Raw genomic sequence first — 25,691 nt, 5'->3', positions numbered from 1 at the left:
AAGTGATCCATTCATCCACTGAGACGGGCAGCCCCTTCAGATCGGGTTAAGCGCCGCTGAAAATATTTTCAGCGGTGATAACGCCGCACCACGCTGCTGTTACGCAGTACGTGGCCTTTGATTTTGTCCATCAGTTCGGCGCGGGTCAGGCCGGCGGGCAAGGCGTCCGGGGCCAGATCCAGAGCGTAGATCTGAATGATGTAGTGGTGCGCGCTGTCGCCAACCGGCGGGCATGGCCCGATGTAATGGGTGGTGCCTTTGCTGTTGGTGCCGCCCACACCCTCAAGACTGGATTTGGCGCCGACGCCAGCAGGGATCTGCCGGGTAGTGGCCTTGATGCCGTAGTGAATCCAGTGATCGACGCCAGCACCTTTCTGGCCGTCCGGGTCGTGCATGACGATCGCGTAGCTCAGAGTGCCGGCAGGCCCCGCGTTCCAGGCCAGTGCCGGGGACTGGTTCTTGCCACCGCAACCGGCCGCATCGCTCGCGGCGGCCGAGGTGAACAGGCGATTGTCCGAGACACCGGGGATGTCGAGGGTAAAGCGCTCGGCCGCCTGCGCCGGAAACTGCACGCAAAGGGCGACGGCGACGGCCGCCAGCCAAGGGTTGAGAGAGGTCAATCGGGTCATTCCGGGAGCACCTTGTGCGGTTGGGCCTTCGTCGGCCTGCAAACTATAGCTGTACCGTTCGTACCTTGGCAGTGGCAATTGGCTGAACCTCGCACTGCGGCGCAAACTCGTATGAGAAATGCCTGCGAGGAGCTCGAACATGAGCCTGCACCGTGTTGCATGTGTCGCCGATGTCCCCGAAGACCGTGGCCTGCAAGTGGAAATCGGCGAGCTCAAGATTGTCCTGCTCCACGCCAATGGCCAACTGCGCGCATTTCAAGGCGAATGCCCACACGCCGGCGCGCCATTGGCTGACGGCGCGCTGTGCAACGGACGCCTGATCTGCCCTTGGCACAAAGCCGCGTTTCGCACCGAGGATGGCGCGTTGTGCGAACCGCCGGCCCTCGACAGTCTCAAGCGTTATCCGCTGGAACTGCGCGGCGAGGAAGTCTGGGTCGATGATCAACCGCTGCCGGACGCACACACGCCGCCGGCCGATGATTCGCGCACCTTTGTGATTGTCGGCGCAGGTGCAGCGGGCACGGCATGTGCGGCGGCTCTGCGGGAGAAAGGTTTCGGTGGCCGGATCATCATGCTCGACCGCGAAGCGGACGCCGGTTACGACCGCACGGTGCTGAGCAAATTCGTCCTCGCCGGCGAGATGTCGGCGCAGGAAACCCCGTCGCTGCGCGATGAAAGCTTTTATAAGCAGCAGCGCATCGAACGCCGGCAAGGCGAAATTGCGGCCCTCGACGCACCAACGAAAACCCTGCATTTGAAGGATGGCCAGACCCTTGGTTACGACGCCGCGGTGCTCGCCACCGGTGGCGAGCCCAATCAGCTGCAACTGCCCGGCGCCGATCTGCCGCAGGTGTTTGTTCTGCGCTCGAAAGCCCAGGCCGAACAGATCATGCGCGCGGCCAAACCCGAGCAGCGGGCGCTGATCATCGGCGACAGCTTTATCGCCCTCGAATGCGCCTCGGCCCTGCGCCAGTTCGGCCTCGACGTCACGGTCATCGCCCGCCATGCGATTCCGTTTGCCGCGCAATTCGGCGAAGCGGTGGGCAAGGCGATCCGTGCGCTGCATGAACAGCATGGGGTGAAATTCATCACTGATCACGAAGCCCGGGAAATCACCGGTGACGGCAAGGTCGAGGCGGTGCTGCTGGACAACGGTTTGCGCGTCTCGGCAGATCTGGTGCTGGCTGGGGTTGGTGTGCACCCAGCGACAGAAGCCTTCGCTTCGCTGCCAAGGGAGAAAGACCAGTCGCTGCGCGTCGATGCCGGTCTGCGGGTCTGCGAAGGTCTATGGGCGATTGGCGATATCGCCACGTTCCCCCTGAGCAGCCAGCCGCAACGCATTGAGCATTGGCGCCTGGCCCAGCAGCACGCACGCATCGCTGCTGCCAACATGTTGGGTGCCGATGAGCATTATCTGGATGTGCCGTTTTTCTGGACCTGGCACTTCGGCAGGAACTACGACTACCTTGGCCACGCCAGCCAGTGGGATGAAATCGAGTTCAAGGGCGAACCCGAGCATCCGCCCTTCATCGGCCTGTTCGGCCACAACGGCGTAGTGGTTGCCGCCGTGGCTTGCGAGGAAGAGCGGGCCATGGCGATGTTGGCCGAACGGATGAAACAACCGTTGGCGATGGAAGAGGCGTGGAAGCTGATTCGCAGCTGAATGCTGAACAATGTAGGAGCTGCCGCAGGCTGCGATCTTTTGATCTTCAAAAACAAAGTCAAAAGATCGCAGCCTGCGGCAACGCCTACAGGTGCGTTGTCGCTCAGGTGGGGCGGTTTACCGGGTTGCGATTGTCGTCATCCTCGGCGTGCAGAAAGATCACTCGCGGGCGCTCCAGCGGCGCCAGCGGTGGCGGCGACTCCGCTGGTTGCAGCGGCCGGAAGTTCAGCACCACATGGCTGATATCTCCTTCCTGATCGTTGTGGATGGTCATCACCCCAGGCGTGCGCAGCTTCTGCAAACGGTCATCGCACAGGCGGAAACTCTTGGTCAGCCCTTCGTCATCGACCACCGGCGCCGGCAAGCGACGCTGGGCGAAGCTTCTGCTTTTGCGCTGCTGATAGCGCGCCCAACCAATCAGAATCACTGCGTTGACCAGCGCTACCCACAGGTAGATTTGCAAGGTGCCGAGGGCGTCGAACGCCGAGCTGTCGATGCGTGGCCCACCGGCGTGAGTCTCGATCAGCGGCCACAACCCGCGAATCAGCAGAAACAGCAGGCCGACCCAGGCCACGACCGTGAGGATCACGTCGATCACGACCAGAAACGGCCGCTGGCGGGTCCGGATGATTTTCATTTGATGACCTCCTCTTCGTCGTCGCCGACCGGCTTGATGCCGCGGTCAGGGCTGACCCAACGCGCACGCTTCTGGTGTTGGCCAAACAGAACCTTGGGGAAACTGACCAGGGTGGTGAGCAGGCTTACCAGCCAGAAGGCGATCGGATACCAGACCACCCAGAACATGGTTCTGCCCAGACCCGGTTCATAGCGCCGGTCGATGATGATGCTGACGGCGAACTGCACCAGACAGACGATCGCCAGCAGCAATCCGGTGAACGCCGGCGGCATCAGGTGATGCACGGCAATCGACTCCGGCATGACCACGAACTTGCCGACGCCCCAGAAGATCACCGACAGCAGGAAGGTGAAGGCCCACCCGGTCGACAGGCAGTATTCGAACAGCAGCGGCCACAGATAACGATGGCGGTACTGCCAGATGCCGCGAATGTTCTTGAACAGCACCTCGGCACCGCCCTGGGCCCAGCGCAGGCGCTGCTTCCACAGACCGCGCAGGGTTTCCGGCATCAGGATCCAGCACAGCGCGCGCGGCTCGTAGAAGATGCTCCAGTGATCGAGTTGCAGCTTCCAGCTGATGTCGATGTCTTCGGTGATCATGTCCGGGCTCCAGTAGCCGACCCGGTTCAACGCGGTACGGCGGAACGCGACGATCACCCCGGACACGGTAAAGATCCGCCCGAACACCCGCTGCGTGCGCTTGATCAAGCCGATGATCGACGAGAACTCACCGACCTGTACCCGCCCGACCAGGGTCGAACGAGTGCGAATCCGTGGGTTGCCGGTCACCGCGCCAAGCCGCGCATTGTCGAGCATCGGCGCCACCAGATAGGCCGCCGTGTTCGGCGCCAGCAGCGCGTCACCGTCAATGCACACCAGATATTCGCTGCGCGCAGCAATGGCGCCCATGCGCAGGGCCACGGCCTTGCCCTGGTTTTCCGCCAGATGCAGCACGCGCAGGCGTGGGTCTTCCTGAGCGAGCCGGTCGAGCACTTCGGCGGTGTTGTCCTTGGAGCCGTCGTTGATCGCGATGACTTCGATGTTCGGATAGTGCTGGGCCAGCGCCGCGTGAATCGTGTCGGCAGCGTTTTCGCCTTCGTTGTAGCAAGGGATCAGGATCGAGATCAGTGGTTCGCCTTCCAGTGGCGGCGGCAGGGTGTCGTCCTTCCACGGCCAGTGGCGTTCCCAGTGCAGCCAGAAATACAGGCCGCCGGCGATCCACAGACCGGACATGAACAAGGGGTAGAAGAACACGAAGTCCATCAGGAACTGCCCGGTGACCAGGAAGATCAACCCCAGCGGCACGCCGAGGACGAGCGCCAGAACAAGCAGGGCTAACAGTCTATCCAGCATGTCATGGGTTCCATTTGTTGGAGAGCGCAGGCCTTACGGTTTTCAGGTCCGGCAGGTTGTCGAGGAAGTTGTCCGGGTAGTAACCGAAACTGGTCGCACCCTGACGCTTGAGCCGGCCCATCCAATCGGCCAGTTGGGCGCCATCGATGTCGGACTGATCCTTTTTCGTCCAGTCGCGGGCCTGCAGTTCGAACACCGTGCGATCCAGCGCGCCGGGGCGCTGTTTGATCTTCGCCACCAGTTGTTCGAGCCACGGGCCAGATTGCGCCTGGGTCTGTTTTTCCATCAGCGGCATGGCCATCGGCGCCGTCCAGTCGTAGGTCACGAGGAAGTCGTCGAGGTTCTGCGCAAACCAGGCTTCGCTTTCAGGATTGAGCACCGGTTCGGCGAAGATGTTGCGTGCGGTCAGCACCTGCGGGCCACGGATCGCACGCACCTTGGCAGTCAGTTCGTTGGTGAAATCGATCAGGTATTTACTCTTGAAGCGCGTCCAGCGCTGCATCGCCGCCGGATCATCGCGCAGGGCGGCGATCGAACCCGGCAAACCCTGCGCCGTATAGACTTTCAGGGCCTCCGGACTGGCATCTTCGAAGTCCGAGAGCACCGCGTCGTCGTGATAAAGGATGCCGTCGACCGAGGTCAGGCGCGCCACGTCTTCGTAGATTTCACCGATGATCTGCCGTACTTGCGGATCGAACGGCGACAGGCGCCGATACTGATCCGGATCGACCGCGGTGGTGCCGGTCTTCGGATCCCAGCGCGTGACACGCGGCAGCTTCGAATCGAGGCCGAAACTCAGCACCGGCATCCAGGCGAACACTTTCACGTGCGCCCGAGTGCGCAGTTGCCAGGCGACACGGTCAAAGATGTCGGCGCGCACCGGCAGGTGACGGTTAGGGAAGTACAGCGAGTGCACCAGTCCGTCGCCCTTCGGATCAGCGAAGGCCTGCAGGAACACAGTGTTGGCACCCATGTCGGCCATGCGCTGGATCAGCTTGCCGAGGTTGATTTCCTGTTGCGCCGGATCCGGGTCATAAACGTTGTCGAGATCGACGTGCACCACACGCATGGCGAAATCCGATTGCACGCCAACGATGCTGTTGGCGAAATGCTCGCCGTCAGGATCGGAGGCCACCAGGAAACGCGGGCTGCTCATCAGGTTGTCGAGGGCGTCGAGACCGTCGTCCAGGGTCAGGGCCATTTCGTAGCCCTGCTCGCCGACCACGGTCAGCGAAGTGCCGTCCGCCGTGCCGTACGGCCAGACCCAGACGCGCGGTTTTTTGCCGGTGACTTTGCGGATCTTTTCCGAAATGGCCGCGACGTCATTGCGGATCCGGGCACGGAACTCCTCTTCGGATTCGTAGCGTTTGGTGAGCGGATCGTAGCGACGCGTCGCCGCCGCCGGCTGCAGGTTGCCCTGCGGGTTGGCAAGAACGCCTTTGTGGTTGGCGTCGGTGTGCGCGGCGATTTCCACCAGCCCCGATCGCGAGATCTCGCGCACCTGATCCCAGGTCAGGAAGTCGGAGCGTGCGCGGGGTGCACCGGCAAAATCCACCGGTTGATTGAGCGGGGTGTCGATCCAGGTGCCGACCGGTGCCAGCAAGGCGTGCCAGTTGTAGGCGCGCAGCACCGGCAGCACGCGGGTATAGAAGCTTGAATAACCGTCGTCGAAGCTGAGCAGGATCGCTTTGGCTGGCAGTTCCGGGCCGCCCTTGCGCGCGGCCATGATCTGGTCGACGGTGACCGGTTGATAGCCGTTCTCGCGCAGCCACGCGAGCTGCTCGATCATGCGCTCGGTGCGCACCGCCACCACGGCCTGATCGGGGTCACGGTCTTCGACGTCGTGATAGGCGATGCCCAGCACGTGGTTTTTCGGCCACGGTTTTTCATTGGCCGCCACCGGACGTTGCGACGGCGGCGCGAAGGCCGGGGCTTGCTGGGCGCAGGCGCTGATCAGCAGCACTCCCAGCAGAAGGATGAAACGCGTCATCAAAGGCATCTTCAAACTCTTCTAGAAGCGGAAAGTGAGGTCGACAAGCAGACGCAGATCGGTCTCCCGATCACCGTCGTAGGGCCGGTTGATCACACTGAACAAGCCGCCCACCTCGAACACGTCGTTCCAGGCATAACGCTGACCGTAGCCGAGCATCGCCATGCCGCCGGTGCCGTGATCACGTTGGCTGTAGGTGCCCGCACCCGCCTGGAATTGCTGGCTCCACGAGGTTTCGTAGCGGTGATAGAGCACATGGTTGACGTTGACCGTCGGCATCACGCTGAAGTCCGACTTCGGGTTGAAGTACGGCACGTCATCGGATTTCGAGTTGTGGCTGGTGCCGACTTCCAGACCGGCATCGACCTGCACGTTCGGCGCGCTGTAGACACCCTCGCGCCCGGTGAGCAAGGCCTCGAGGCGGTTGTTGCCATCACTGAAGTGCGACGGGCTGACCGACAGCCGCCACTCGCGGCTCTCGTTGGCGCGCCAGCGGATGAACGCGTTGCCGCCGTTGGCCTTGATGTCGCTGTTGAGCGCACGCAACGGCGTCTCGGCCGACAGGTATTCGAGGCTGCCGCCGTACTGCCAGTGGTCGTTGATGTCACGGGCGATTGCCAGATGTGCGCCCTGTTTGTCGCCAAAGCCATAATCATGATTGGAAACTTCGGCTTCAAGCGTCATGTCGCGGGTTCGACGTTCCAGACCGACACGTTGAAAACGGTGATGGCCGGTACCTTCGGCGAAGTCGCCAGTGGCATAACCCGCGCCGGCAAATACGCGCCAGTCTTCATCGATCGGAGGGCTGTACAACGTAGTCTGAATGCCGAAGTCGCGACTGCCACTGACCGCGCCGGCATCACCGCTGCCACCGCCATTGGCTTTGCCGCCGTAGGCTTCGACGCGCAATTCGGACATGTCATGGACTTCACGCTCGCGGGCCAGACGCTGCACCTGCCGGTTGTCCGGGAAGCGCGCCACCACATCGTCGGTCAGCGCATCCATCTGCCGCCATTCCTGCAATTGCATGGCGGTGCGCGCCTGGGCGATTTCCAGGCCCATGTCGCGGGGGGCCATGCTCTCGGTTTCCTTGAGCTGGTTTTCGGCGCGGCGTGGCCATTGGCGGGCCAGGTACAGATCGGCCTGGGCCAGACGCAAACCGAGGTTGCCCGGGGCCTGATCGACCAGTGTCTGCAGGCGTTCCTCGCCATGCGGCAGGTCAGAGCCGTAGGTGCCGGCCTGCGCCGCGAGCTGCTGGGCGTCCATCCATTCGTCGTTGGGGTTGCCGATCGGCAAGCCCTTGAGTTCGACTCGCGGTTTCTGGGTCTCGGCCAGATCCTCGGCGACTTTGCGCGCTTCATCAGCGCGGTCGCTTTCCAGCAGCGAGTAGTACAACGCAGTGGTGTCTTCGAGACGATCACCGACATCGGCATCCGGTGCCGACAGCACCTGGCGATACAGGTCGGTGGCGATTTCCGGCTGGCGCTGATCCAGATACGACGCCGCCACCCAGCGCATGGCGTAGGTCGGAATCTTCACGCCTTCGCTTTGCAGCTTCTGATATTCGTTGATCACGTCGGCGGTGCGCGCCCGGGCCTTGAGTGCGCCCATGCGGTCGATGCGCCAGCGAATCACGTCATCGTGGGCACTGGCGTCCGGGGTCCAGGTGGCGAGCAATTTGTCGTAATCGGCCAACGCGCGGTCGGCGATCACGTAGCGTTCTTTTTCGCTGCGGGTGGCGAGTTCGGCCAGACGCACCCGTTCGGCAGCCAGATCGCCTTCGAGGCGGCGCAGGGTGACCGGGTCGATCAACCCCGGACGTTGATTGGCCAGGCGCAGTGCCGGTTCCGGCAGCCGCGCCTTTTGCAGGGCGACCACGTATTCACGGGCAACGTTCGGCTTGCTGCCGGCACGCATGAACGCCTGATCGTATTCAAACAGTGCGTCGTACTGCTTGCCGGCGCGGCTCAGGGCATAGCCCAGTGCGAGGCGGCGCGAGGGATCGTCGGGTTTGGTGGCGACCAGAGCCTTGGCGCGGGTCACGGCTTCGTCGGGTTTGCCCGCGTCAGCCTGGGTCAGGGCCAGCCCCAATTGCAGATCAGCGTTGTCCGGCTCCAGCGCCAGCGCCTTGTTATAGACCTGGGTCGCCTGCTCCCAACGCTTGAGGTTGCGATAGGCGCGGGCGGTGGCGGTCAGTGCCTGCACCGGCAGCATCCGGTCACGGCCCTGGGTTTCATAGACCTGCACCACTTCGGCATCGAGGCCGGCCCAACTGGCGATCTGCAGGTGATCGCTGATCTGGCCGGTGGTCGACTGCCCCGGCGGCACCTGGCGCAGCACATTCAGCGCGGGCGTGGTCTGCCCGGCACGAGCATCACGCACCATCTGATCGTAGGGCGTATCGGCAAACGCCAGTGCCGGCCAGAGCAACTGGCTGCACAGCGCAACGCGAAACAACGGGCGTAAACCACGATGTAAAACAGGAACATCAATACGCGGCATTCGTCAGCATCCTTACATGGCCAGCCGGGTCGCAATGCCCCCCTTGCCCATTCGTAACGGAGACCGAGTCAAAACAGACCCAGCCAAGCTTAGTCAGGCAGTCTTGCATGCAAGCGTAGTCGAATATCCAGAACGCAATAATTGTTCAGAATCGTGGCGCCGGCTCAGACGAAAACCCGAACACCAGACAGCAAAACGCCCGGTGTCTGCGGGATACAGAGACCGGGCGTTGCTATTTAGAACGCAGTATTACTGCACTTGCGTGACGCCAGCGAACTTGCTCATCAGGAAGCCGACGAACTGCTCGACGGTCATCTTCTGGCCGTTGAACTCCACCTGATTGGCGGCGTAATGCAGCTTGGTCACGACATTGGTGCCGTCGACGGTCGCCAACTGCGAACCCACCGCCATGCCGGAGAACATGTCGGCACCGGCGCTGGCCTGGTCGACGATGGCTTTGGCGTCAGTCTGACCGTCGAGCTGCGCTTGCACGCTGAGCAGATCGATCAGCATCGGCTTGGACACCTGAATGTTCAGGTCCAGCAGCGCGATCAACTGTTTGCCCAGTTGATCCGGCGGCAAATCCATCGACTGTGGCTTGGTCAGGTCAATCACCAGGCTGGCGCGGCTTTCACCGTTGGCGGTTTTCAGCGACAGGTTTTCCAGCGCGATCTGTGGACTGGCAGCCAGCAGTTTCTGCAGATCAGCTTTGACCTGTGCCGACTCGGCTTCGGTCAGGTTCAGTTCCGGTGCCGGCAGGCCAGCTTCGGCAGCGGCCGCCGCTTCCTTCTCGTACGGCTGCAATTTGCTCTGGTAGATCTGCATCAGCGACATCGTCGACGGGATGTCGAGGTTCTTCAGGCTCATGGCCATATTGGCCGAACCGATTTTCTTGTCGTTGAGGGTGACTTCACCCACCTTGTAGTCAGCACGGCCCGAGGCATTGCTGCCGCTCTCTTCGGTGAGGTTCTTCATTTCGAAGTTCTTCACGCCGAGCACCGACTGCTTGGGACCGAAGGTGGTTTTGCTGTTGGTCAGCTCCAGGGTGTTTTCCCCGGTGTAGTAGCCGTAGCTGCTCTTGGTGAGGTTGCTGGCCAGGGTCAGACCGTTGAGTTCGACCTGCACCGGCGCCTGATCCTGCGACACGGTGACCAGTTTCAGGTTGTCCATGTAGCCGTCAGCCTTGACCTTCTGCGCCTGGGCACTGGCGGAAATGTTCATGGTCAGGCCGGAAAACTTCAGGCTCGACTGCTCGTCCAGCGCGGTTTCCAGCGGCAGCAACTCCAGGCTGCTGGTGGTGGATTCGTCGTAGCCGATGTTGGTCACACCTTTAAGCGGCGCAGCGCCCTTGGTGGCGGCAAACCATTTTTCGGTGGCCGGGCTCTTTTCCAGCTCGTAATTGCTGGTGGCCATGACTGGCAGCCACTTCAGCGACACCAGGCGCGAGAACGGCAGCGGGCCGTGCTCGATGTGGTCGACGAACAGCAGCTCGACCGGCTGGTCACCGAACATCTCGCCCTCGCCCTTGAGGCGGTAGTGCGCGGTGCTGGTGAAAGTGTGACGCTCCAGCGACACCAGCTCCAGCGACGCGGTGCCATTGGAGCCGGCCATCGCGGTCTGCAGCTCTTTGTTGGCGTTGCTGACGGCGTTGTTCAGCACGCCTTCAATCTTGGTTCCGGTGTACCAGGCCCCGCCGGCGCTGATCGCACCGATGGCAACTACAATCCCGAGAAGCACGCCTGCTGATTTATTCATGAATGACCTGATCAATGTCCGTGGCTGAAAGTGTGGTCGTCTTCCCTGAACCCGTGACCGGGTTGCGGCTCGACTCCGCTGAAATTAGCGGTGGAGATTAGCACTGGCAGCGCAAGGCGGCCCAATGTTTAAAGGTTAAAGAGTGTCTATGGGGAGTGTGGACAGCTGACAGGCCGGGAGAGTTGCAGTGTTTTTGATGACGCTATCGCGAGCAGGCTCACTCCTACAATTGAAATGCGTTCCCCTGTAGGAGTGAGCCTGCTCGCGATAGGGCCACTGGATTCCCAGAAGATCAGGAATACTGCACCTCGATCTCATCGAGTTGATGATCGAAGCTCTTCAACCGCGCAGTCCAGGTGTAGACCAGCACTTCAAAGTCGCGATCGATCACCGCCCCGCTCGGCCCGTCGGCCCGGGGATCGCAGAAATCCAGTTGATAGCGCTCGCGGGCCATGGCCGTCGCGACGTCGGACAGTTCACGGGCATTGTTCAGCCAGTGCCAGCCCTCGCTGTCGATTTGCTTGTCGAGTTCCAGACACTGCTTCTTCAGCGCTTCGAGGCTTTTTTCCAGCGGGGTGCCGGTGAGTTCGCCCATGACTTCGGCGAAGGTGCGTCCCGGTTGCCAATAGCTGCCCCAGAAGTAGCGGTCAAATACGGTTTCGACCTTGCGCAGGGCGACTTTGGTGTCCCAGATCAGCACCAGGGTTTTGCCCTGTTCGAGTTGGCGTTTCTTGACCCGCTGCACCTGGACCGAGGCCCAGGCCACGACAACGATGGCCATCACTGCAATCAGCGCGACGGCGCTGTCGAGGAAAACCATGGCCTTGTCGATCTGGTGGGCCAGCATGATGCCGTAGAAATAGGTGGCCGATAGCAGCACCAGCGCTACCAGGGCGCACCAGAAGCCGAGAGCGTAAGGGTTTTTCATTATTGGTTTCCCCTAGACCAGCGCTAGCAATGTGCGCTGAAAGGGTGCGTTGCACGTGGCACCCTTTCAACACTTCAAAGCATAGCAACGGGTTCAGGGTTTGCTGGCGCTTGAGGCTTGCGTTCGTCCGCTTTCCCAACCGCCACCGAGGGCGAGGAACAAATCGATCTGGCTCATGGCGACCTGGGTGTTGGCGGCGGCCAGTTGCGCGGTGACGTCGGTGTAGGTGCGGGTCGCCTGCAGATCGGCGAGGAACGACTCGCGCCCGGCCTGAAAGAAGCGGTGGGTCTGGTCTGCCGCCAGTTTTGCCGATTGCTCGGCATCGGCCAGGGCGTCGCGGCGTTGCAGCAACGCGCTGTACTGGGCCAGACCGGTCTGGGTTTCGCGGATGGCGTTGAGCACCACGCCGTCGAAATGCGCCAGCGCGCCCTGAGTATTGGCCTCGGCTTCACGGATCCGCGCGCGGGCGCCGTTGGTCGGTACCTTCCAGCTCAGCGACGGGCCGAAACCCCAGCGGTTGGTCGATGGATCACCCAAGTCGTCAATAAGACCGACGGTGCCGATGGTCGCGCCGATGCTGATGTCCGGGTACAGCTCGCCTGTGGCGACGCCGATGCCCGCTGTCGAGGCCGCCAAGCGACGTTCCGCCTGACGGATATCGGGACGACGCTTGAGCAGCGCAGCGCCATCACCCACCGGCACCAATTGGGCGATTTTCGGCAACTCGGCACAGGTGGCGGTGCCGGCCGGCAATTGCTCGACCGGTTTGGCCAGCAGCATCGACAGGCGGAACAACCCGGCCTGACGCGCTGCCTCATAGCGCGGCAGGTCGGCGCGCAACGACTTGAATTGGGTTTGCGAACGGGTGACCTGGGTTTCATCACCACGCCCGGCATCGCGCAGTCGCTGGATCAGCGTGGTGCTCTGCGATTGCAGATCGAGTGAATGCTGGGCAATTTCCCGCTCTTCGTTGGCCGCGCACACTTGGGTGTAGGCGCGAACCACATCGGCCACCAAAGTGATGCGAGCGGTGTCAGCCGCCGCTTGCGTCGCATCGGCGTTAGCCTTCGCGCCTTCGATACCACGTTGCAGGGTGCCCCACAGATCGAACTGATAAGACGCGCTGATGCCAATATCGCCGACGTTGTCGACCGGGACTTTTTCCGGCAGCAAGAACGCCTGACCGGATTCCTGCAAACGCTGCGCGCCCATCTTCACGCCTGCGCTCCAGCCACCCGCCGCTTCGGCCTCATCGACTTGCGCGCGAGCCCGTTGAAGGTTCGCCGCCGCTACGCGCAAATCAGTGTTGGACGCCATGGCTTGCTGCACCAGTTGATCCAGTCGCGGATCCTTATACAGCCGCCACCAGTCAGCCGGTACCGGCGCTGACACCACCGGTTTGCCTTCCACCGCCAGTTCGCCCTGAAAGTCCTTGCGCTGCACCGCTGCGTCAGCGGGCAGATGATAGTCCGGCCCAACCATCTGACAGGCCGAGAGCATCACGCCCAACCCGGCGATCATCAGGGCCTTGTTCATTGCGCGGGCTCCTGCGTTTTGTCGTCGATGATCGACACGGTGGCGGTACGCCCGGCGATCATGCGGAAGTCTTCCGGCACCTCGTCAAAGGCGATGCGCACCGGAATCCGCTGCGCCAGCCGCACCCAGCTGAACGCCGGGTTGACGTTCGGCAGCAGGTTGTTGCCGCTGGTGCGGTCGCGGTCTTCGATACCGGCGACGATGCTTTCGACATGCCCGCGCAGCCTGGCCTTGTCGCCGATCACGCGGATATCCACCGACTGCCCGACATGGATGCCGTCGAGTTTGGTTTCTTCGAAATAGCCGTCGATGTGGAACGAGTTGCTGTCGACCACCGACAACACCGGTCGCCCGGCGGTAACGAACTCCTGCACTCGCGGCGCGCGGTCGTTGACGTAGCCGTCCACCGGGCTACGGATCACCGAACGATCCAGGTTGAGCTGCGCGCTGTCCACCGTCACCAGCGCTTCGGCCAGCGCCGATTGCGCCCGGGCGACTTTCGACTGGCTTTCTTCCAGTTGTTCGGCCGGCACCAGGTTGCCCAAGCCACGGTTACGCTTGGCTTCGCGCTGCGCCTGGGCCAGGGTTTCCTCGCGATCGGCGACCGCGGCTTTAGCCTGACGCAGAGCCAGTTTGAAACGGTCCTGGTCGATGCTGAACAGCACCTGGCCGCGTTTGATCAACTGGTTGTCCTTGACCTCGACCTGCTGGATCAGCCCGGACACGTCCGGGGCGATCTGGATGATGTCGGCACGGATGTGGCCGTCGCGGGTCCACGGCGCAAACATGTAATACATCACCATGCGCCAGACGAGGACGACGGCAAAAGTCACGATCAGCAGGGTCAGGACCACGCGACCGATAGTCAGAAACGGTTTTTTCATGTCATCAGGTATCGACTGAGTGAGTCCACGCCGTACAGCAGCACGGCGTAGAGCGCCACGTTGAACAATGCCCGGTGCCAGACCAGACGGTAAAAGTGCACACGCGTGAGCACGCCGTGCACCAGCAAAAACAACACATAGGTGATGCCCATCAGCACCAGCAGGGTCGGCAGGAAAATCCCGCTGATATCCAGATCACCGATCATAGGGGCGCTCCATCGGGCAGCGGTTCTTCGGCATCGCTGGTGCTGACGAATTCCACGCCGGGCAGCAGCGCCAGGCGCAAACCGCTCAGGGCATGCAACAGGTTTAGCCGGGTTTCTTCGTCGCCGTGGCCTTTGAGGGCGCGGCGCGCGCGGTCCATCGTCATCAATAAGGGACTCGGCGCAGGCAAGCGTTCGCCGGCTTTCAGACACGCGCGAAAATACTCGCCGACCTCAGCCACCACTTGCTGCAGCAGGGCCTTCGGCGCGCCGCTGACCCGTGGCGTGTAAGCCAGCAGATCGAGCAGGTTCAGGCCGACGCGCACTTCACGCATGGCAATCCCGGTGTCCTGGCCGGTCATGGCCAGACGCGGCAAGTGCTGCATCAGACGATCGAGCAACTGCACGCCCAGATGCCGATGTTCGGCCAGATTGGCCGGCTCGGTCATGCGCACGATGTCTTTCCAGCTGAAGCGGGTCAGACGTTTGGCGGCCAGCTCGACGCCGAACGGGCGGGCGATCAGGGTCCAGATAAACGCGAACAACAGGCCCAGAGGGCCGGCCAGGTTGGAGTTCACAAAGGCGAAGAAGTCCGCGTCGTACGCGCCCTGAATGCTGATGAACGACGAGGTGTTGACCAGCGTCAGGAGCATGCCGAGGAAGAAGCGTGGCTGCACCGTCAGGGTGCCGACGCAGATGAACGGAACCGCAAACGCCAGTACCAGCATCGGGAAATCGTGCAGGTTCGGCAAAATCAGAAACAGATAGAGACTGGCGAACAGCACCGACATCCCGGTCCAGAAAAAGAACCGGTAGATCTGTGGCGCCGGGTCGTCCATCGAGGCGAAGAAACTGCACGCTACCGCCGCCAGAATCACCGCGCTGCCACCGTCCGGCCAGCCGAGCAGAATCCACAGCACCGAAGCGACGATGATCGCCAGAACGGTCGAGGCCACCGAATACAGCATCATCCCGCGGTCGAGAAACGGCGTCAGCCGCCCGAGGCGCCAGTGCCGGTAAACCGCACGCCAGCTGTCCTGGCGCTCGCAGAGAATCGCGTCCTGCAGACTGCGGCAGTCCTGCCACAGATCGATGAATTCGCCGAGGCGATAAATCGCGTTGGAGAACAGCAATTGCTTGCGATCTTCCAGCGCCTCGCAGCTTGGCTGCAGGGCCTGAAGTTGATCCTTGAGCGCCTGCCACCGATCAAGATCGGCGTCGTTATGGCCGAGCCATTGCTGGGTCGCGGTCAGCAGCGGGGCAAACTTTTCCACCAGTTCCGGCGTGCGCCGTTCGAGGGCGTAGAGCGAGTCTTCCAAAGCGTCGATCACCGGCAACAGGTGAATCATCCGCCCGCGCAGTTCCTTGGTGTTGCGCACGGTTTGCGGCCGGGCGCCTTCGTGGGGCAACTGGCCGATCATCAATTCGAGGCTGTTGAAATTGGCGACCATGGCCATGCGCAGCGTGGCGATCTGTTCAGGCTGCACGTCGCGGCTGAGAAACTTCAGGCTGTAGGTGGTGGCGTCGGCGAACCACTTGCCCACCGCGTCGTTGAACACCGGCGCCAGACGCCGCGGCCAGAACATCGCGCCGACCACTGCCGCCACGGCGATACCGAGAAAAATCTCTTCGGTACGCGCTTCCGCCACATCCCACACCGCCAGCGGATTATCCACCGTCGGCAAGGCAATCAGCGGCAAGGTGTAGCCGGCCAGCATCAGTGCGTAGCTATTGGCGGTACGCAGGTGCAGCGACAGGAACAGCAAAATCCCCGTCCACAAGGCAATCACCACCACCAGCACATAGGGACTCTGCACGAACATCGGCACGAACAGCACCGCCGCCGCCGCGCCGAGAAAGGTACCGATGGCGCGGTACAGCGCCTTGGAACTGGTCGGCCCGAGAAACGGGCTGGAGACGATGTACACCGTGGCCATCGCCCAATACGGACGCGGCATTTGCATGAGCAAGGCGATGTACAGCGCAATCATCGACGCTGCAAAGGTACGAACCCCGTAGAACCAGTCACGGGCAGGCGGGATGCCAGAGAAAAAACCGTTCAAGAATTGATCACCACAGGCGGATTGGCCGCCTCAAAAGCTCGCAGTACCCGAAGCGTAGCCTCCAGATCACTCTGGTCGATGCCTTCGAGCACTTCATGACGCAGACGTACCAGCTCGCTTTCCACCGCTTGTACCAGCTCACGGCCGGTGTCGGTCAGGCTCAGGCACTTGGCCCGGCGATCCTGCGCATCTTCGGTGCGGCAGACATAGCCGGCGTGGCACAACTGATCGAGCAGACGCACCAGCGACGGACTCTCCATCCCGGCTGCCTGCGCCACCTGCACCTGACGCACACCCTCGCCCAACCGCCCGATCATCAACAACGGCACGGCGCAGGCTTCGGAGATTCCATAGTTGACCAGCGTGGTCTGGCAGATCTTCCGCCAATGCCTGGCGGCCACCACCATGGCACTGCTGATGTTCATCTGGAGAGCGTCGAGGGAATTCGGCACGGGAAAATGCACACTGTTAGTTTGCTAACTATCAATATCGCATTGGCGGGGAATTTCAGTCAAGTTTTGAAACAAATAGGTTGTCAGGGAAGAAAAAAAGGCCGAGGTCTGGACGACTCAGCGTTTTTTGGCTTTCTCATAGACACTGCTGCGCTCGCGTTTTCCCACAGCGACTACCGAAACGACGATTCGCTCATCTATCACTTGATAGACCAGACGGTAACCAGAAGCCTTCAGTTTGATTTTGTAGCAGTCAGGCATTCCATGAAGCGCATCAGCCGATACCCTTGGTAGCGATAACCTTTCAGCGAGCTTTTTCTTGAATTGATCTCGCAACGTATGACCCAGCTTGTTCCACTCCTTATGAGCAGATGGCAGAAATTCGAGCTTATAGGTCATCCAGGCTTACCGAAATGGGTGTTTCATTACTGCGGGAACGGACGATCTCGGCCAGTTCCAAATCATCAAGCCGCTCCATCATGGCTTCGTAAACATCGGCTGGCACCATGTAACCCATGACGCGATTATGGTTCAGCACAGCAACAGCACCACCATGTGCGCCACTCAACACTGCTGACGGATTTTTCTTCAATTCGGAAACACTGACCGCCATATCGGCAAGAACACTTTGCATAATAAAAGACCTCAATTGAGGTCGTTATATTGGTCTATTTAGAACTTTCAGACAACCGCAAAAACGATCAGCCGCTAAATGGTTGCCAAATAGTCATCCCTCCCGCCCCTTGCGCAACAACACATCCAGCTGATCAACCACCTCCGCCCAGTCCGCATCATCGAGAATCTCATCCCGCAAAAAATCCGCCTGGCTCTTGCTCCAGAAAAACGCGTCCGCCAGGTGCAGCTCGGGTTTGAGTGGTGAATGGGTGGCGATGAATTGGTCGATGCTGGTCGGGTCGTTGTCCAGTCCCAGTTGTTTGAACAGGGACGGCAGGCTGTGGGTGGGCTGCTCCATGGAGGACTCCTTCAAGAATGCGGTGGGTGGGAGATCATTCGCGAGCAAGCCCGCTCCCACAGGGGAACGCGATCAACCTGTGGGAGCGAGCTTGCTCGCGAAGGCGCCGGCGAAAGCGCTACAGAACCTAATGACTCAACTCCCGCACCTCGGCATGCGGCACCATTTTCAGAAACTCGGGCATGCTCATGTGCAGCAGGTAGTTGTGGTTGCCGGCTTCCAGGTAAATGTCTTTCTGCCGGGTCAGCAGCGGGTCGATGACCATGTCCAGGCCGTAGGAATCACCGAGCGGCGGCACCGCACCGCGTTCGCAGTCATCGAAGATGTGCGCCAGGTTGCTCTCCCGGGTGATCTGCCATTCACCGCGGTTGCGCACTTTACTCAAGTCCAGGTGCCGGCTGGCCGGCAGCACGGCCATCAGGTAATGCCCGTGGTGGTCGTCGAGGATCACCGACTTGGCCACGCGTTCGGCGGGCACCCCGGAAACCCGCGCGGTTTCTAGGCTGCTGGCCGAGTGGCGGTGGGCCACGACGTCATATTCGCAGTGCGCCCGATTCAGGCTGCTCTGCACTTTTTTTGCCATACGCATGCTGCACCTCGGTGTCCCGCTGAACGTTGTACCTGTTCTGCTGAGTCTAGTCCGGCAAGGCATTGGCGAAGGGAAATCCGCTCACTGGACACATCTGCTCATTGAGCAGAATTCATCCAGCGCCAGGCTCAACTAGACTTAAGGAAACACCCCCATGACTCTCCCGGAGGGTCACGTGAACAGCCGATGTTGCACGTTTTTCCTGATACTGCTGGCCAGCGGCTCGGCCCTCGCGGCTGACGGCCCGCTGACCGCATTCAATCCGCTCGGCCTGTGGCTGATCACCCTCGGGATTGCCTTTCTGATCGCCGAAGCCGCGCTGCCCAACTACGGGGTGATCGGCCTCGGCGGGATCATCATGTTCGTCATCGGTGCGCTGATTCTGGGCAACGCCGAGTTGCCGGTGCCGATGATCATCGGCCTCGGCCTGCTCAGCGCCCTGCTGCTGATCGCATTGATCGTTCGCGCCTTGAAAACCCGCCCGCGCCACGCCGTCAGCGGCGATGCCGGGCTGGTCGGCAGCGTGACGGCGGTGACCACCGTGCAAGCGCAAAACGCCCACAACGGTTGGGTGCAATTGCAGGGTGAACACTGGCAAGTGCACAGCACGACACCGCTGCACGCCGGGCAATCGGTGCGCGTGGTCGGGCGAAATGGCTTATTGCTGAAAGTCGCCGCGACTGACGCGGTGCGACACGGAGAGTGATCATGGGTCTGCAAATCGGTTTCGTTGCACTGCTGCTGTTGGTGATCGCCCTCGCCGGGTCGACCTTCCGCATCCTGCGTGAGTACGAGCGCGGCGTGGTGTTCCAGCTCGGACGCTTCTGGCAGGTCAAGGGCCCGGGGCTGATCCTGCTGATTCCGGTGGTGCAGCAAATGGTCCGGGTCGACCTGCGCACCGTGGTCCTCGACGTGCCGCCACAGGATGTGATCACCCGCGACAACGTCTCGGTGAAGGTCAACGCGGTGCTGTACTTCCGAGTGCTCGACCCGCAGAAGGCGATCATTCAGGTCGAAGACTTTCTTTCGGCTACCAGCCAACTGGCGCAGACCACCCTGCGCGCGGTGCTCGGCAAACATGAGCTGGATGAACTGCTGGCCGAACGCGAGCAGTTGAACATTGACATCCAGCAGGTGCTCGACGCCCAGACCGATGCCTGGGGTATCAAGGTGGCCAACGTCGAGATCAAGCACGTCGACCTCAACGAGTCGATGGTGCGCGCGATTGCCAAACAGGCCGAAGCCGAACGTGAACGCCGGGCCAAGGTGATCCACGCCGAAGGCGAACTGCAGGCTTCGGAAAAACTCATGCAGGCCGCCGAAATGCTCGGCCGCCAGCCCGGCGCCATGCAGTTGCGCTACATGCAGACCTTGAGTTCGATTGCCGGCGACAAGAGCTCGACGATCGTCTTTCCGTTGCCGATCGAGTTGCTCAAGGGGATGGCGGATTTGTCGGGCAAATCCTGAGCCTGCGATCACCCGCCCGGTTTATCGGCGCTCGGTACCCTCACATACAAGCGTGCAAAAGCACCGCCTGCATGGACATCGCTCTGCCGTTGCCAGCCTTCAGGCAACGCCGCAAACTCATCGGGTTCATCCAGCGTGCCGATCAGCCACATCCGCGTGCTGCCCTTGGACACGTCGCCAAGCTGATCGAGGAAAACCTCTTCGCCGACCAATGTGCCAAATCCGTAGGCATTGGGACGCGTGGAACGCCCATCCGCCGCTGGTGGCGTATACAGACGGACCTGCGCTTCGGTGCGGTTGTAGTAGATGTAGCTGAGGTACCACGTCATGTCGCTGGTAACGATCCGGTCACCCTCGGTGAAGTGTCGATTGACGTAGTCGACCAGCACGCTGAACTGATCATTGCTGTCGACCGTGGCGTTGTTCTTCACACCCACCAGCTCGACACCCGCAAAAAGCGCCAGAATCGCCAGCGCCAGCACGCGAGAGCCTGTGTACAAACGATCGACCGCCAACGCCACCAGCATTGGCAACCCCAGCGCATAGGCCGTCACATAACGCTCGATGAACACCGGCGAGATGAACGACACGCCAAACACCAGCAGAATCGGCACCACGCTGTAAGACAGCAGCAACAGGCTGCCGCGAAACACACTGCGATCACGTCGCAATGCGACGCCGATCACCCCCACCAATGCCAGTGGCAGCAGCCAGAACAGCCACGCGGGCAAGGACAAACCGTCGTCCTGAATCAGCAACGACCAGACCATCGACGGCAACGAAACGAGGGTCACCGGATCTTCCCAGCCAATGTCATTACTAGCCTTGAGTTCCGGGATGTGTTGCAGCAGATCAAGCAGATTCGGCACCCACGGCAAATACAGCAACGCGATGCCCAGGTTGGTCAGCCACCACGCCGGACGCTGGATATGCCGCAGCCGATACCCCGGCTGCACGCGCACCGCCGTCAGATACAGCCAGTGGCTGATCACGCACAGAACAGTGAAATAGTGGGTGTAGAACGCTGCCGTCATCAGCAGCGCATAGGCCACCAGATAGCGATGCCGACGCGGCTGGCGCACCCAGTAGACCAGCGCGATCGTCGCGCCGATCAGCCACATGCCGAGCAGCGAATACATGCGCACTTCCTGGCTGTAGCGCACGGCCGTGGGCAACAGCGCCAGCAGCAAACCGGCCAACAGCGCGGCACGACGGGTGGCAAGCAGATCCACCAGCCACACACCGAGGCCGACGGTAATGATCCCCGGCACAGCGCTCATCAGGCGAATCGACAGGATGCCGTCACCGAACAACCCGATCCAGCCGTGCAGCAACATGAAATACAGCGGCGGGTGCACGTCATGGGCCGCATGCCCCCAGATCTCAGGCAGGGAAAACCGGCTGAGCAAAACACTGGAGCCTTCATCGAACCAGATCGACGCGGCCGTCAGGTCGTAGAAACGCACCGCCGCCGCCAGCAGCATGATCGGTAACAGCCAGTGCTCCCGGGCCCAACGAATCAGGCGCAAGGCAACCAACCATGCTCCGGGGACAGCACGTGGATCCTGCGTGTCGCCGACTGGCGTTTCTCTGTGTGCCGCCATTGCGTCCTCTTGCTGTGCCGGAATGTCGCGAACGGATGGAGCAGAGCCTGTCCGTCACTTTAGGTCAGCCACGGGAGGGTCGTCGATGGCGGTGTGCGCTTTCACGACATCCGGCAGCCCGGCCCATGCAAAAACTGCCATCGGCATTTTCAGTTCACGCCATCAGCGTTGCACCATCCCCTCCGCCGGATACACCGACTCCCAGCCCCCGCCCAACGCCCGGTACAACCCGACCATCGCCAGCGACACCCCGGTCGAACTTTCCACCCACTGCTCCTGCGTAGTGAGCAACGCGCTCTGCACGGTGAGAACGTTGACGAAATCGACCACGCCTTCGACGTATTGCTGTTGCGCGGTGCGCAGGGCGATCTGGTTCTGGCGGACGGCTTCGGCGAGGCTGTCGCGGCGGCGTTGGCTGGCGTTGTAGGCCGTCAACTGGTCGTCGATTTCATGCCAGGCGCGCAGCACGGTCTGCTGGTAGGCGATGGCCGCTTCCTGTTGCTGGGCTTCGCGCAGTTGCAGCATGCCGCGCAGGCGTCCGCCGTCGAACAGCGGCAGGCTGAATTGCGGGCCGATGCCGAACGCGCGCGAGCCCCAAGAGCCGAAATCGCTCAGTTGCATCGCTTGCGAGCCGAGGTTGCCGGACAGGGTGATGCGCGGATAGAAATCACCCTTGGCCACGCCGATGTTGGCGGTGGCGGCATGCAGACGCGCCTCGGCCTGTCGGATGTCCGGACGGCGTTCGGCCAGTTGCGACGGCAGGCCGATGGCGACTTGCAGCGGTGACTGCGGCACCGCAGCGTCTGTGGATAACTCCTTGGCCAGGGCTTGCGGTGGCTCGCCCATCAACAGACTGATCGCGTTGATCAGTTGCGACTGACGCTGCTCAAGGGCCGGCAGGCGCGATTCGATGGCGGAAACCTGCGCGGCAGCTTCGGCGACGTCCAGATCGGTCGCCACACCGTCATTGAGGCGTAGTTGCGACAGCTTGAGGCTGTGCCGGGCGACGTCGAGGTTCTGCTCGGTGACGGCGCGAGTGTTCTGCACGCCGCGCAGCTGGATGTAGTTCTGTGCGGTGTCGGCGAGGACCGCGAGCAGCACGCCGCGACGGTCGTTTTCGGAGACTTCGAGGTTGGCATCGGCGGCTTCGGTTTCGCGGCGCACGCGGCCCCAGAAATCCAGTTCCCAGGAGGCGGAGAAACCGGCGTCCCACAGGTTGAAAGCGGAATCGCCGTTGTGCCCGGACGGATCATTCAGGCCTTCGCCACTGTTGCGTTTACGCGCGTAGCTGCCGGTAGCGGCGGTGTTCGGGTAGCGATCCGCGGTGATCACCTGGCGCGCAGCACGGCTTTGTTGCAGACGGCTGCTGGCCCGTTGCAGATCGAGATTGCTGTTCATCGCCCGCTGGGTCAGAGCCGAGAGTTGCGGGTCGTGGAAAACCTCCCACCAGCGTTCGTTAAGCGGTTCGCTGACGGCTTGGCTGGGAGCGGATTTGGCGGGTTTGGCCCAATCGGCGATCTGTGTGGTTTCGGGCTTCTGAAAGTCGGGGCCGACGGTGCAGGCGCTGAGGCCAAACAAGCTCACCATAACAAGTGACTGAAACAGACTTTTGTGGCGAGGGAGCTTGCTCCCGCTCGAGTGCGTAGCACTCGCGATTTTTGGGGTCGCTTCGCAACCCAGCGGGAGCAAGCTCCCTCGCCACAGGTTTTTACCCAGAATCATCGCTGAGTCACCTCGCGCTCCGCCGCCGCCGAGCTGCGGGTATCGATACTCGCCTCCACCGACATGCCCACACGCAAACGCTCGGCCAATGGCTGACCCGGCTCAAGCACGATTTTCACCGGAATCCGCTGCACGACCTTGGTGAAGTTGCCCGTGGCGTTATCCGGTTTCACCGCGGCGAAGGTCACGCCGGTGGCCGGGGCGATGCTTTCGACGCGACCACTCAAGGCCTCACCGCCGAGGCTGTCGACGCGCACCTGTACCTGCTGCCCCGGCTGCACGTCGGTAAGTTGGGTTTCCTGGAAGTTGGCAACCACATACGCCTGCTGCAACGGCACCACCGCCAGCAGCTTGCTGCCCGGCGTCACATAGGCGCCGACGCGCACCGCGCGCTCGCCGACCATGCCGTCCTGCGGCGCGGTAATGCGTGTATACGACAGCTCGAAACTGGCGATTTCCAGCGCCGCTTGCGCATGCTTCAGATTGCCTTCGGCAGCATCGCGCTGCGCGGTGAGAATCTCCACCTGCTTGCGCTCGGCCGCCAGTTTCGCGCTGGCGGTGTCGAGCCGAGCGCTCGCCTGATCGATGCGCGTACGGGCCTGTTGCGCATTCTGCACCGTGCCGGCACCAACGCCGGCGAGGTGGTTGTAGCGATTGAGTTCCTGCTGGGCGAACGCCATTTCTGCCTTGGCCGAGACCACCGAAGCTTGGGCCTGAGCGATCACCGAGGTCTGCCGCTCCAGCGTGGCCTTGGCATTTTGCAGCTGAGCGCGGGCGACCAGGGTTTGCGCATCGGCCGCTTCAGCGGCGGCGCGCAAATCACGATCATCGATCAACGCCAGCAGTTGCCCGGCCTTGACCCGCTGGTTATCTTCCACCAGCACTTCCTTGATGAACCCCGCCACGCGCGGCACCACCAAGGTGAAGTCGGCGGAAACGAACGCGTCGTTGGTATTTTGCTGGGTACGCTTGCCGAACAGTCCCGGCACCGCCAGGTACAGCAACACGCCAACGGCCAGTGCGACCACCACGGCCACCGCGAGTTTTTGCTTTGCTTGAGTCGTCATAAAAACCTTCTGTTTCAGTACAGCCATCAGGTCGGCGCGCGCGGTGGAAAGATCCGCGTCGGCAGCCAGAAAATCAGCAGAATCAGCGCCACCGCGACGCCGGCCATGCACACATAGAGATCGGACGAAGTCAGCACCACGGCCTGTTCATGCAGGCGATGGGCGAGCGCCGGATCGCTGCGATCGGCCAGCGGTGAGTTGCCGAGGTTGTCGATCAACATGGTCGAGTGGAAATGCAGGCGCGCGGTGGTCAGTGCTTCGATGACTCCGGTGGCGACCACCGCCGCCAGGCCTTTCACCGTGTTGAACCACGCCGAGGCAAACGGCCCGTCCTGCGGCTGGATGCTGCCGGTCGAGAGCATCAACAGCGGCAGCACCGACATCGGCTGACCGAAAATCTGCAGCCATTGCAGGACGTAGAAATTGTCGCGGATCCACTCCGAAGTCAGCAGCGAGCCACCCAGGCAGGACAGGGTCAACATGCTCAAACCGATGCCAAGCACCCAGCGGCAATCGACCCAGCGCAAGTTGCACAGCGCCGCCACCAGCGGCAGCGCGATCAACTGCGGCAACGCAGCGATCAGCATGATCGGCGCGGTCTGCACCGGGCGATATCCCTGGACCTGCGCCAGATAGCTCGACGGAATCAGCACCACCGCCTGCAATACCACCAGCACTCCAGCCAGAGTCATCAACGCGAACGCCAGGTTGCGGATGCCGAGCATCTGCAACTTGAAAAACGGAATCGGCTGCGACCATTCATTGATCAGAAACGCCACCAGCAACAGCGAGCCGGCGCCGAGCAAAGCGCAGATCAGGCTCGACTCGAACCAGTCCAGCCGGTTGCCCTGGAGCAAGCCGATCACCAGCATGCAGATCGCCGGAAAGCCCAGCAGCAGGCCTTTCCAGTTGAATGTCTTGAGGCGTTCCAGACGCAGCGGATCCTGCGGAATGCCCCAAGCGACCATTGCCATGGCAATCAGGCACGGCACGATGATTTGCCAGAACGTCCATTGCCAGCCGACGTACTCGCTCCACAACCCGGCCAGCGGCGTGCCGAGACCGGGGCCGAAAGTTGCGGTCAGGGCGTAACCGGCCAGGCCATAGAGTTTGAAATTGGCCGGTAGAAAACGCAGGGCGACGGTCATCAGCATCGGCGGCAACGCGCCGCCGGCCAGCCCTTGCAGGGTGCGCATCAGCAGCAGGCTTTCGTAGTTGGGGGCGAACGGGCACAGCACGCCGAGCAGCGTGAACAGGCTGATCGCGCAGAGGGTGAAACGGCGCAGCGAAAAGGTCACCGAGCACCAGGGCGCGAACGCCATCGCCGCCACCGAGGTCGCGGCGTAGCAGGACACCAGCCAGGTGCCTTCGTCATAACCGATGTTCAGCGCGCCACGGATGTCGGCCAGCGCGACTTTGGTCACCATCTCGTTGAGGCCCGAGACCAGCACGGCGAGCAGCACTCCGACCAGGCCGGTGATGATCCGCGCGCCGAACACCGGTGGCGCAGCCGCCGTCGCCGGACTGGCCGCAGCGATGGGCGCCGGGACCGTCAGGGATGTCATGGATACACACTCCGGAAGAAAAAATACCGGAGCATTTTAGTAAGGCTTAGTGCTGACGAAAATTGACTTATTGGCAGGTTATAAGTGTGTCAGACACAACGATTTCACTG

General features: G+C 61.8%; 23 protein-coding genes. 3 read left to right on the top strand and 20 right to left on the bottom strand.

Annotated features, from left to right (window positions below; genetic code table 11):
- Positions 1 to 68: 68 nt before the first annotated feature.
- On the bottom strand, positions 69 to 629 hold the full coding sequence (locus tag CKW11_RS13055; protein WP_027611137.1) for a YbhB/YbcL family Raf kinase inhibitor-like protein: 561 nt from the start codon (positions 627 to 629) through the stop codon (positions 69 to 71).
- A gap of 139 nt (positions 630 to 768) precedes the next feature.
- Between CKW11_RS13055 and CKW11_RS13050 the strand changes: the two genes are divergently transcribed.
- Complete coding sequence (locus tag CKW11_RS13050; RefSeq protein ID WP_095137845.1) at positions 769 to 2,292, top strand: FAD-dependent oxidoreductase; 1,524 nt, start codon at positions 769 to 771, stop codon at positions 2,290 to 2,292.
- Positions 2,293 to 2,395: 103 nt separating this feature from the next.
- On the opposite strand, the gene pgaD is transcribed toward CKW11_RS13050, so the two are convergent.
- From pgaD to CKW11_RS12975, 15 genes are all read right to left on the bottom strand, one after another.
- Positions 2,396 to 2,929 (bottom strand): poly-beta-1,6-N-acetyl-D-glucosamine biosynthesis protein PgaD, encoded by a 534-nt coding sequence (gene pgaD / locus CKW11_RS13045; RefSeq protein ID WP_095137844.1) that lies wholly within the window; start codon positions 2,927 to 2,929, stop codon positions 2,396 to 2,398.
- The gene (gene pgaC / locus CKW11_RS13040) at positions 2,926 to 4,281 is read right to left on the bottom strand and encodes a poly-beta-1,6-N-acetyl-D-glucosamine synthase (protein ID WP_047601041.1); all 1,356 of its coding nucleotides are present in this window, start codon (positions 4,279 to 4,281) and stop codon (positions 2,926 to 2,928) included. The genes pgaD and pgaC overlap by 4 nt, the downstream gene beginning before the upstream one ends.
- 1 nt (position 4,282) lies before the next feature.
- Positions 4,283 to 6,280: a poly-beta-1,6-N-acetyl-D-glucosamine N-deacetylase PgaB gene (gene pgaB / locus CKW11_RS13035; protein WP_095137843.1), complete on the bottom strand. Its 1,998-nt coding sequence runs from the start codon at positions 6,278 to 6,280 to the stop codon at positions 4,283 to 4,285.
- A gap of 12 nt (positions 6,281 to 6,292) precedes the next feature.
- Positions 6,293 to 8,773, bottom strand: a complete 2,481-nt coding sequence (gene pgaA / locus CKW11_RS13030; protein ID WP_095137842.1) for a poly-beta-1,6 N-acetyl-D-glucosamine export porin PgaA — start codon at positions 8,771 to 8,773, stop codon at positions 6,293 to 6,295.
- A 249-nt stretch (positions 8,774 to 9,022) separates the two neighbouring features.
- Positions 9,023 to 10,528 (bottom strand): YdgA family protein, encoded by a 1,506-nt coding sequence (locus CKW11_RS13025; RefSeq protein ID WP_095137841.1) that lies wholly within the window; start codon positions 10,526 to 10,528, stop codon positions 9,023 to 9,025.
- A 292-nt stretch (positions 10,529 to 10,820) separates the two neighbouring features.
- On the bottom strand, positions 10,821 to 11,456 hold the full coding sequence (locus CKW11_RS13020; RefSeq protein WP_095137840.1) for an NADH:ubiquinone oxidoreductase subunit N: 636 nt from the start codon (positions 11,454 to 11,456) through the stop codon (positions 10,821 to 10,823).
- Positions 11,457 to 11,549: 93 nt separating this feature from the next.
- Positions 11,550 to 12,992 (bottom strand): efflux transporter outer membrane subunit, encoded by a 1,443-nt coding sequence (locus CKW11_RS13015; protein ID WP_095137839.1) that lies wholly within the window; start codon positions 12,990 to 12,992, stop codon positions 11,550 to 11,552.
- Positions 12,989 to 13,876: an HlyD family secretion protein gene (locus CKW11_RS13010; protein WP_041070994.1), complete on the bottom strand. Its 888-nt coding sequence runs from the start codon at positions 13,874 to 13,876 to the stop codon at positions 12,989 to 12,991. The genes CKW11_RS13015 and CKW11_RS13010 overlap by 4 nt, the downstream gene beginning before the upstream one ends.
- A complete protein-coding gene (locus CKW11_RS13005) occupies positions 13,873 to 14,082 on the bottom strand; it encodes a DUF1656 domain-containing protein (protein ID WP_047601052.1) in 210 nt (69 codons plus the stop codon). Before CKW11_RS13005 ends, CKW11_RS13010 begins: the two co-directional genes overlap by 4 nt.
- Positions 14,079 to 16,142 (bottom strand): FUSC family protein, encoded by a 2,064-nt coding sequence (locus tag CKW11_RS13000; RefSeq protein ID WP_095137838.1) that lies wholly within the window; start codon positions 16,140 to 16,142, stop codon positions 14,079 to 14,081. The genes CKW11_RS13005 and CKW11_RS13000 overlap by 4 nt, the downstream gene beginning before the upstream one ends.
- Positions 16,139 to 16,567: a MarR family winged helix-turn-helix transcriptional regulator gene (locus tag CKW11_RS12995; RefSeq protein ID WP_047290742.1), complete on the bottom strand. Its 429-nt coding sequence runs from the start codon at positions 16,565 to 16,567 to the stop codon at positions 16,139 to 16,141. Before CKW11_RS12995 ends, CKW11_RS13000 begins: the two co-directional genes overlap by 4 nt.
- Before the next feature lie 144 nt (positions 16,568 to 16,711).
- Positions 16,712 to 16,993, bottom strand: a complete 282-nt coding sequence (locus CKW11_RS12990; RefSeq protein WP_007961475.1) for a type II toxin-antitoxin system RelE/ParE family toxin — start codon at positions 16,991 to 16,993, stop codon at positions 16,712 to 16,714.
- On the bottom strand, positions 16,983 to 17,228 hold the full coding sequence (locus tag CKW11_RS12985; protein WP_095137837.1) for a type II toxin-antitoxin system Phd/YefM family antitoxin: 246 nt from the start codon (positions 17,226 to 17,228) through the stop codon (positions 16,983 to 16,985). The genes CKW11_RS12990 and CKW11_RS12985 overlap by 11 nt, the downstream gene beginning before the upstream one ends.
- Before the next feature lie 93 nt (positions 17,229 to 17,321).
- On the bottom strand, positions 17,322 to 17,567 hold the full coding sequence (locus CKW11_RS12980; RefSeq protein ID WP_095137836.1) for a DUF2789 domain-containing protein: 246 nt from the start codon (positions 17,565 to 17,567) through the stop codon (positions 17,322 to 17,324).
- Positions 17,568 to 17,694: 127 nt separating this feature from the next.
- On the bottom strand, positions 17,695 to 18,156 hold the full coding sequence (locus CKW11_RS12975; protein ID WP_095137835.1) for an aminoacyl-tRNA deacylase: 462 nt from the start codon (positions 18,154 to 18,156) through the stop codon (positions 17,695 to 17,697).
- Positions 18,157 to 18,310: 154 nt separating this feature from the next.
- Between CKW11_RS12975 and CKW11_RS12970 the strand changes: the two genes are divergently transcribed.
- Together CKW11_RS12970 and CKW11_RS12965 are read left to right on the top strand one after the other, a co-directional pair.
- A complete protein-coding gene (locus CKW11_RS12970; protein ID WP_095137834.1) occupies positions 18,311 to 18,862 on the top strand; it encodes an NfeD family protein in 552 nt (183 codons plus the stop codon).
- Between the two features lie 2 nt (positions 18,863 to 18,864).
- A complete protein-coding gene (locus CKW11_RS12965; protein ID WP_003220464.1) occupies positions 18,865 to 19,623 on the top strand; it encodes a slipin family protein in 759 nt (252 codons plus the stop codon).
- Positions 19,624 to 19,631: 8 nt separating this feature from the next.
- Here the strand turns inward: CKW11_RS12965 and CKW11_RS12960 are convergent, their stop codons facing one another.
- The 4 genes from CKW11_RS12960 to CKW11_RS12945 all read right to left on the bottom strand — a co-directional run bounded on the left by CKW11_RS12960 (position 19,632) and on the right by CKW11_RS12945 (position 25,581).
- A complete protein-coding gene (locus CKW11_RS12960) occupies positions 19,632 to 21,227 on the bottom strand; it encodes a glycosyltransferase family 39 protein (RefSeq protein WP_095137833.1) in 1,596 nt (531 codons plus the stop codon).
- Between the two features lie 162 nt (positions 21,228 to 21,389).
- On the bottom strand, positions 21,390 to 22,814 hold the full coding sequence (locus CKW11_RS12955) for an efflux transporter outer membrane subunit (protein WP_095137832.1): 1,425 nt from the start codon (positions 22,812 to 22,814) through the stop codon (positions 21,390 to 21,392).
- Positions 22,815 to 22,945: 131 nt separating this feature from the next.
- Positions 22,946 to 24,016, bottom strand: coding sequence for an HlyD family secretion protein (locus CKW11_RS12950; protein ID WP_095137831.1), 1,071 nt, complete (start codon positions 24,014 to 24,016; stop codon positions 22,946 to 22,948).
- 26 nt (positions 24,017 to 24,042) lie between these two features.
- Positions 24,043 to 25,581 (bottom strand): MFS transporter, encoded by a 1,539-nt coding sequence (locus CKW11_RS12945; RefSeq protein WP_095137830.1) that lies wholly within the window; start codon positions 25,579 to 25,581, stop codon positions 24,043 to 24,045.
- Positions 25,582 to 25,691: the final 110 nt, after the last annotated feature.

It is taken from the genome of Pseudomonas sp. Irchel s3a10 (assembly GCF_900187525.1).
Classification (GTDB): Bacteria; Pseudomonadota; Gammaproteobacteria; order Pseudomonadales; family Pseudomonadaceae; genus Aquipseudomonas; species Aquipseudomonas koreensis_G.
This window is presented reverse-complemented; position numbering and strand designations above follow the sequence as displayed.

Bases quoted from the DNA above. Each gene is read 5' to 3' on its own strand.
- CKW11_RS13055 (WP_027611137.1), bottom strand. From the start codon at position 629: ATGACCCGATTGACCTCTCTCAACCCTTGGCTGGCGGCCGTCGCCGTC.
- CKW11_RS13050 (WP_095137845.1), top strand. From the start codon at position 769: ATGAGCCTGCACCGTGTTGCATGTGTCGCCGATGTCCCCGAAGACCGT.
- pgaD (WP_095137844.1), bottom strand. From the start codon at position 2,929: ATGAAAATCATCCGGACCCGCCAGCGGCCGTTTCTGGTCGTGATCGAC.
- pgaC (WP_047601041.1), bottom strand. From the start codon at position 4,281: ATGCTGGATAGACTGTTAGCCCTGCTTGTTCTGGCGCTCGTCCTCGGC.
- pgaB (WP_095137843.1), bottom strand. From the start codon at position 6,280: ATGCCTTTGATGACGCGTTTCATCCTTCTGCTGGGAGTGCTGCTGATC.
- pgaA (WP_095137842.1), bottom strand. From the start codon at position 8,773: ATGCCGCGTATTGATGTTCCTGTTTTACATCGTGGTTTACGCCCGTTG.
- CKW11_RS13025 (WP_095137841.1), bottom strand. From the start codon at position 10,528: ATGAATAAATCAGCAGGCGTGCTTCTCGGGATTGTAGTTGCCATCGGT.
- CKW11_RS13020 (WP_095137840.1), bottom strand. From the start codon at position 11,456: ATGAAAAACCCTTACGCTCTCGGCTTCTGGTGCGCCCTGGTAGCGCTG.
- CKW11_RS13015 (WP_095137839.1), bottom strand. From the start codon at position 12,992: ATGAACAAGGCCCTGATGATCGCCGGGTTGGGCGTGATGCTCTCGGCC.
- CKW11_RS13010 (WP_041070994.1), bottom strand. From the start codon at position 13,876: ATGAAAAAACCGTTTCTGACTATCGGTCGCGTGGTCCTGACCCTGCTG.
- CKW11_RS13005 (WP_047601052.1), bottom strand. From the start codon at position 14,082: ATGATCGGTGATCTGGATATCAGCGGGATTTTCCTGCCGACCCTGCTG.
- CKW11_RS12995 (WP_047290742.1), bottom strand. From the start codon at position 16,567: ATGAACATCAGCAGTGCCATGGTGGTGGCCGCCAGGCATTGGCGGAAG.
- CKW11_RS12990 (WP_007961475.1), bottom strand. From the start codon at position 16,993: ATGACCTATAAGCTCGAATTTCTGCCATCTGCTCATAAGGAGTGGAAC.
- CKW11_RS12985 (WP_095137837.1), bottom strand. From the start codon at position 17,228: ATGCAAAGTGTTCTTGCCGATATGGCGGTCAGTGTTTCCGAATTGAAG.
- CKW11_RS12980 (WP_095137836.1), bottom strand. From the start codon at position 17,567: ATGGAGCAGCCCACCCACAGCCTGCCGTCCCTGTTCAAACAACTGGGA.
- CKW11_RS12975 (WP_095137835.1), bottom strand. From the start codon at position 18,156: ATGCGTATGGCAAAAAAAGTGCAGAGCAGCCTGAATCGGGCGCACTGC.
- CKW11_RS12970 (WP_095137834.1), top strand. From the start codon at position 18,311: ATGACTCTCCCGGAGGGTCACGTGAACAGCCGATGTTGCACGTTTTTC.
- CKW11_RS12965 (WP_003220464.1), top strand. From the start codon at position 18,865: ATGGGTCTGCAAATCGGTTTCGTTGCACTGCTGCTGTTGGTGATCGCC.
- CKW11_RS12960 (WP_095137833.1), bottom strand. From the start codon at position 21,227: ATGGCGGCACACAGAGAAACGCCAGTCGGCGACACGCAGGATCCACGT.
- CKW11_RS12955 (WP_095137832.1), bottom strand. From the start codon at position 22,814: ATGGTGAGCTTGTTTGGCCTCAGCGCCTGCACCGTCGGCCCCGACTTT.
- CKW11_RS12950 (WP_095137831.1), bottom strand. From the start codon at position 24,016: ATGACGACTCAAGCAAAGCAAAAACTCGCGGTGGCCGTGGTGGTCGCA.
- CKW11_RS12945 (WP_095137830.1), bottom strand. From the start codon at position 25,581: ATGACATCCCTGACGGTCCCGGCGCCCATCGCTGCGGCCAGTCCGGCG.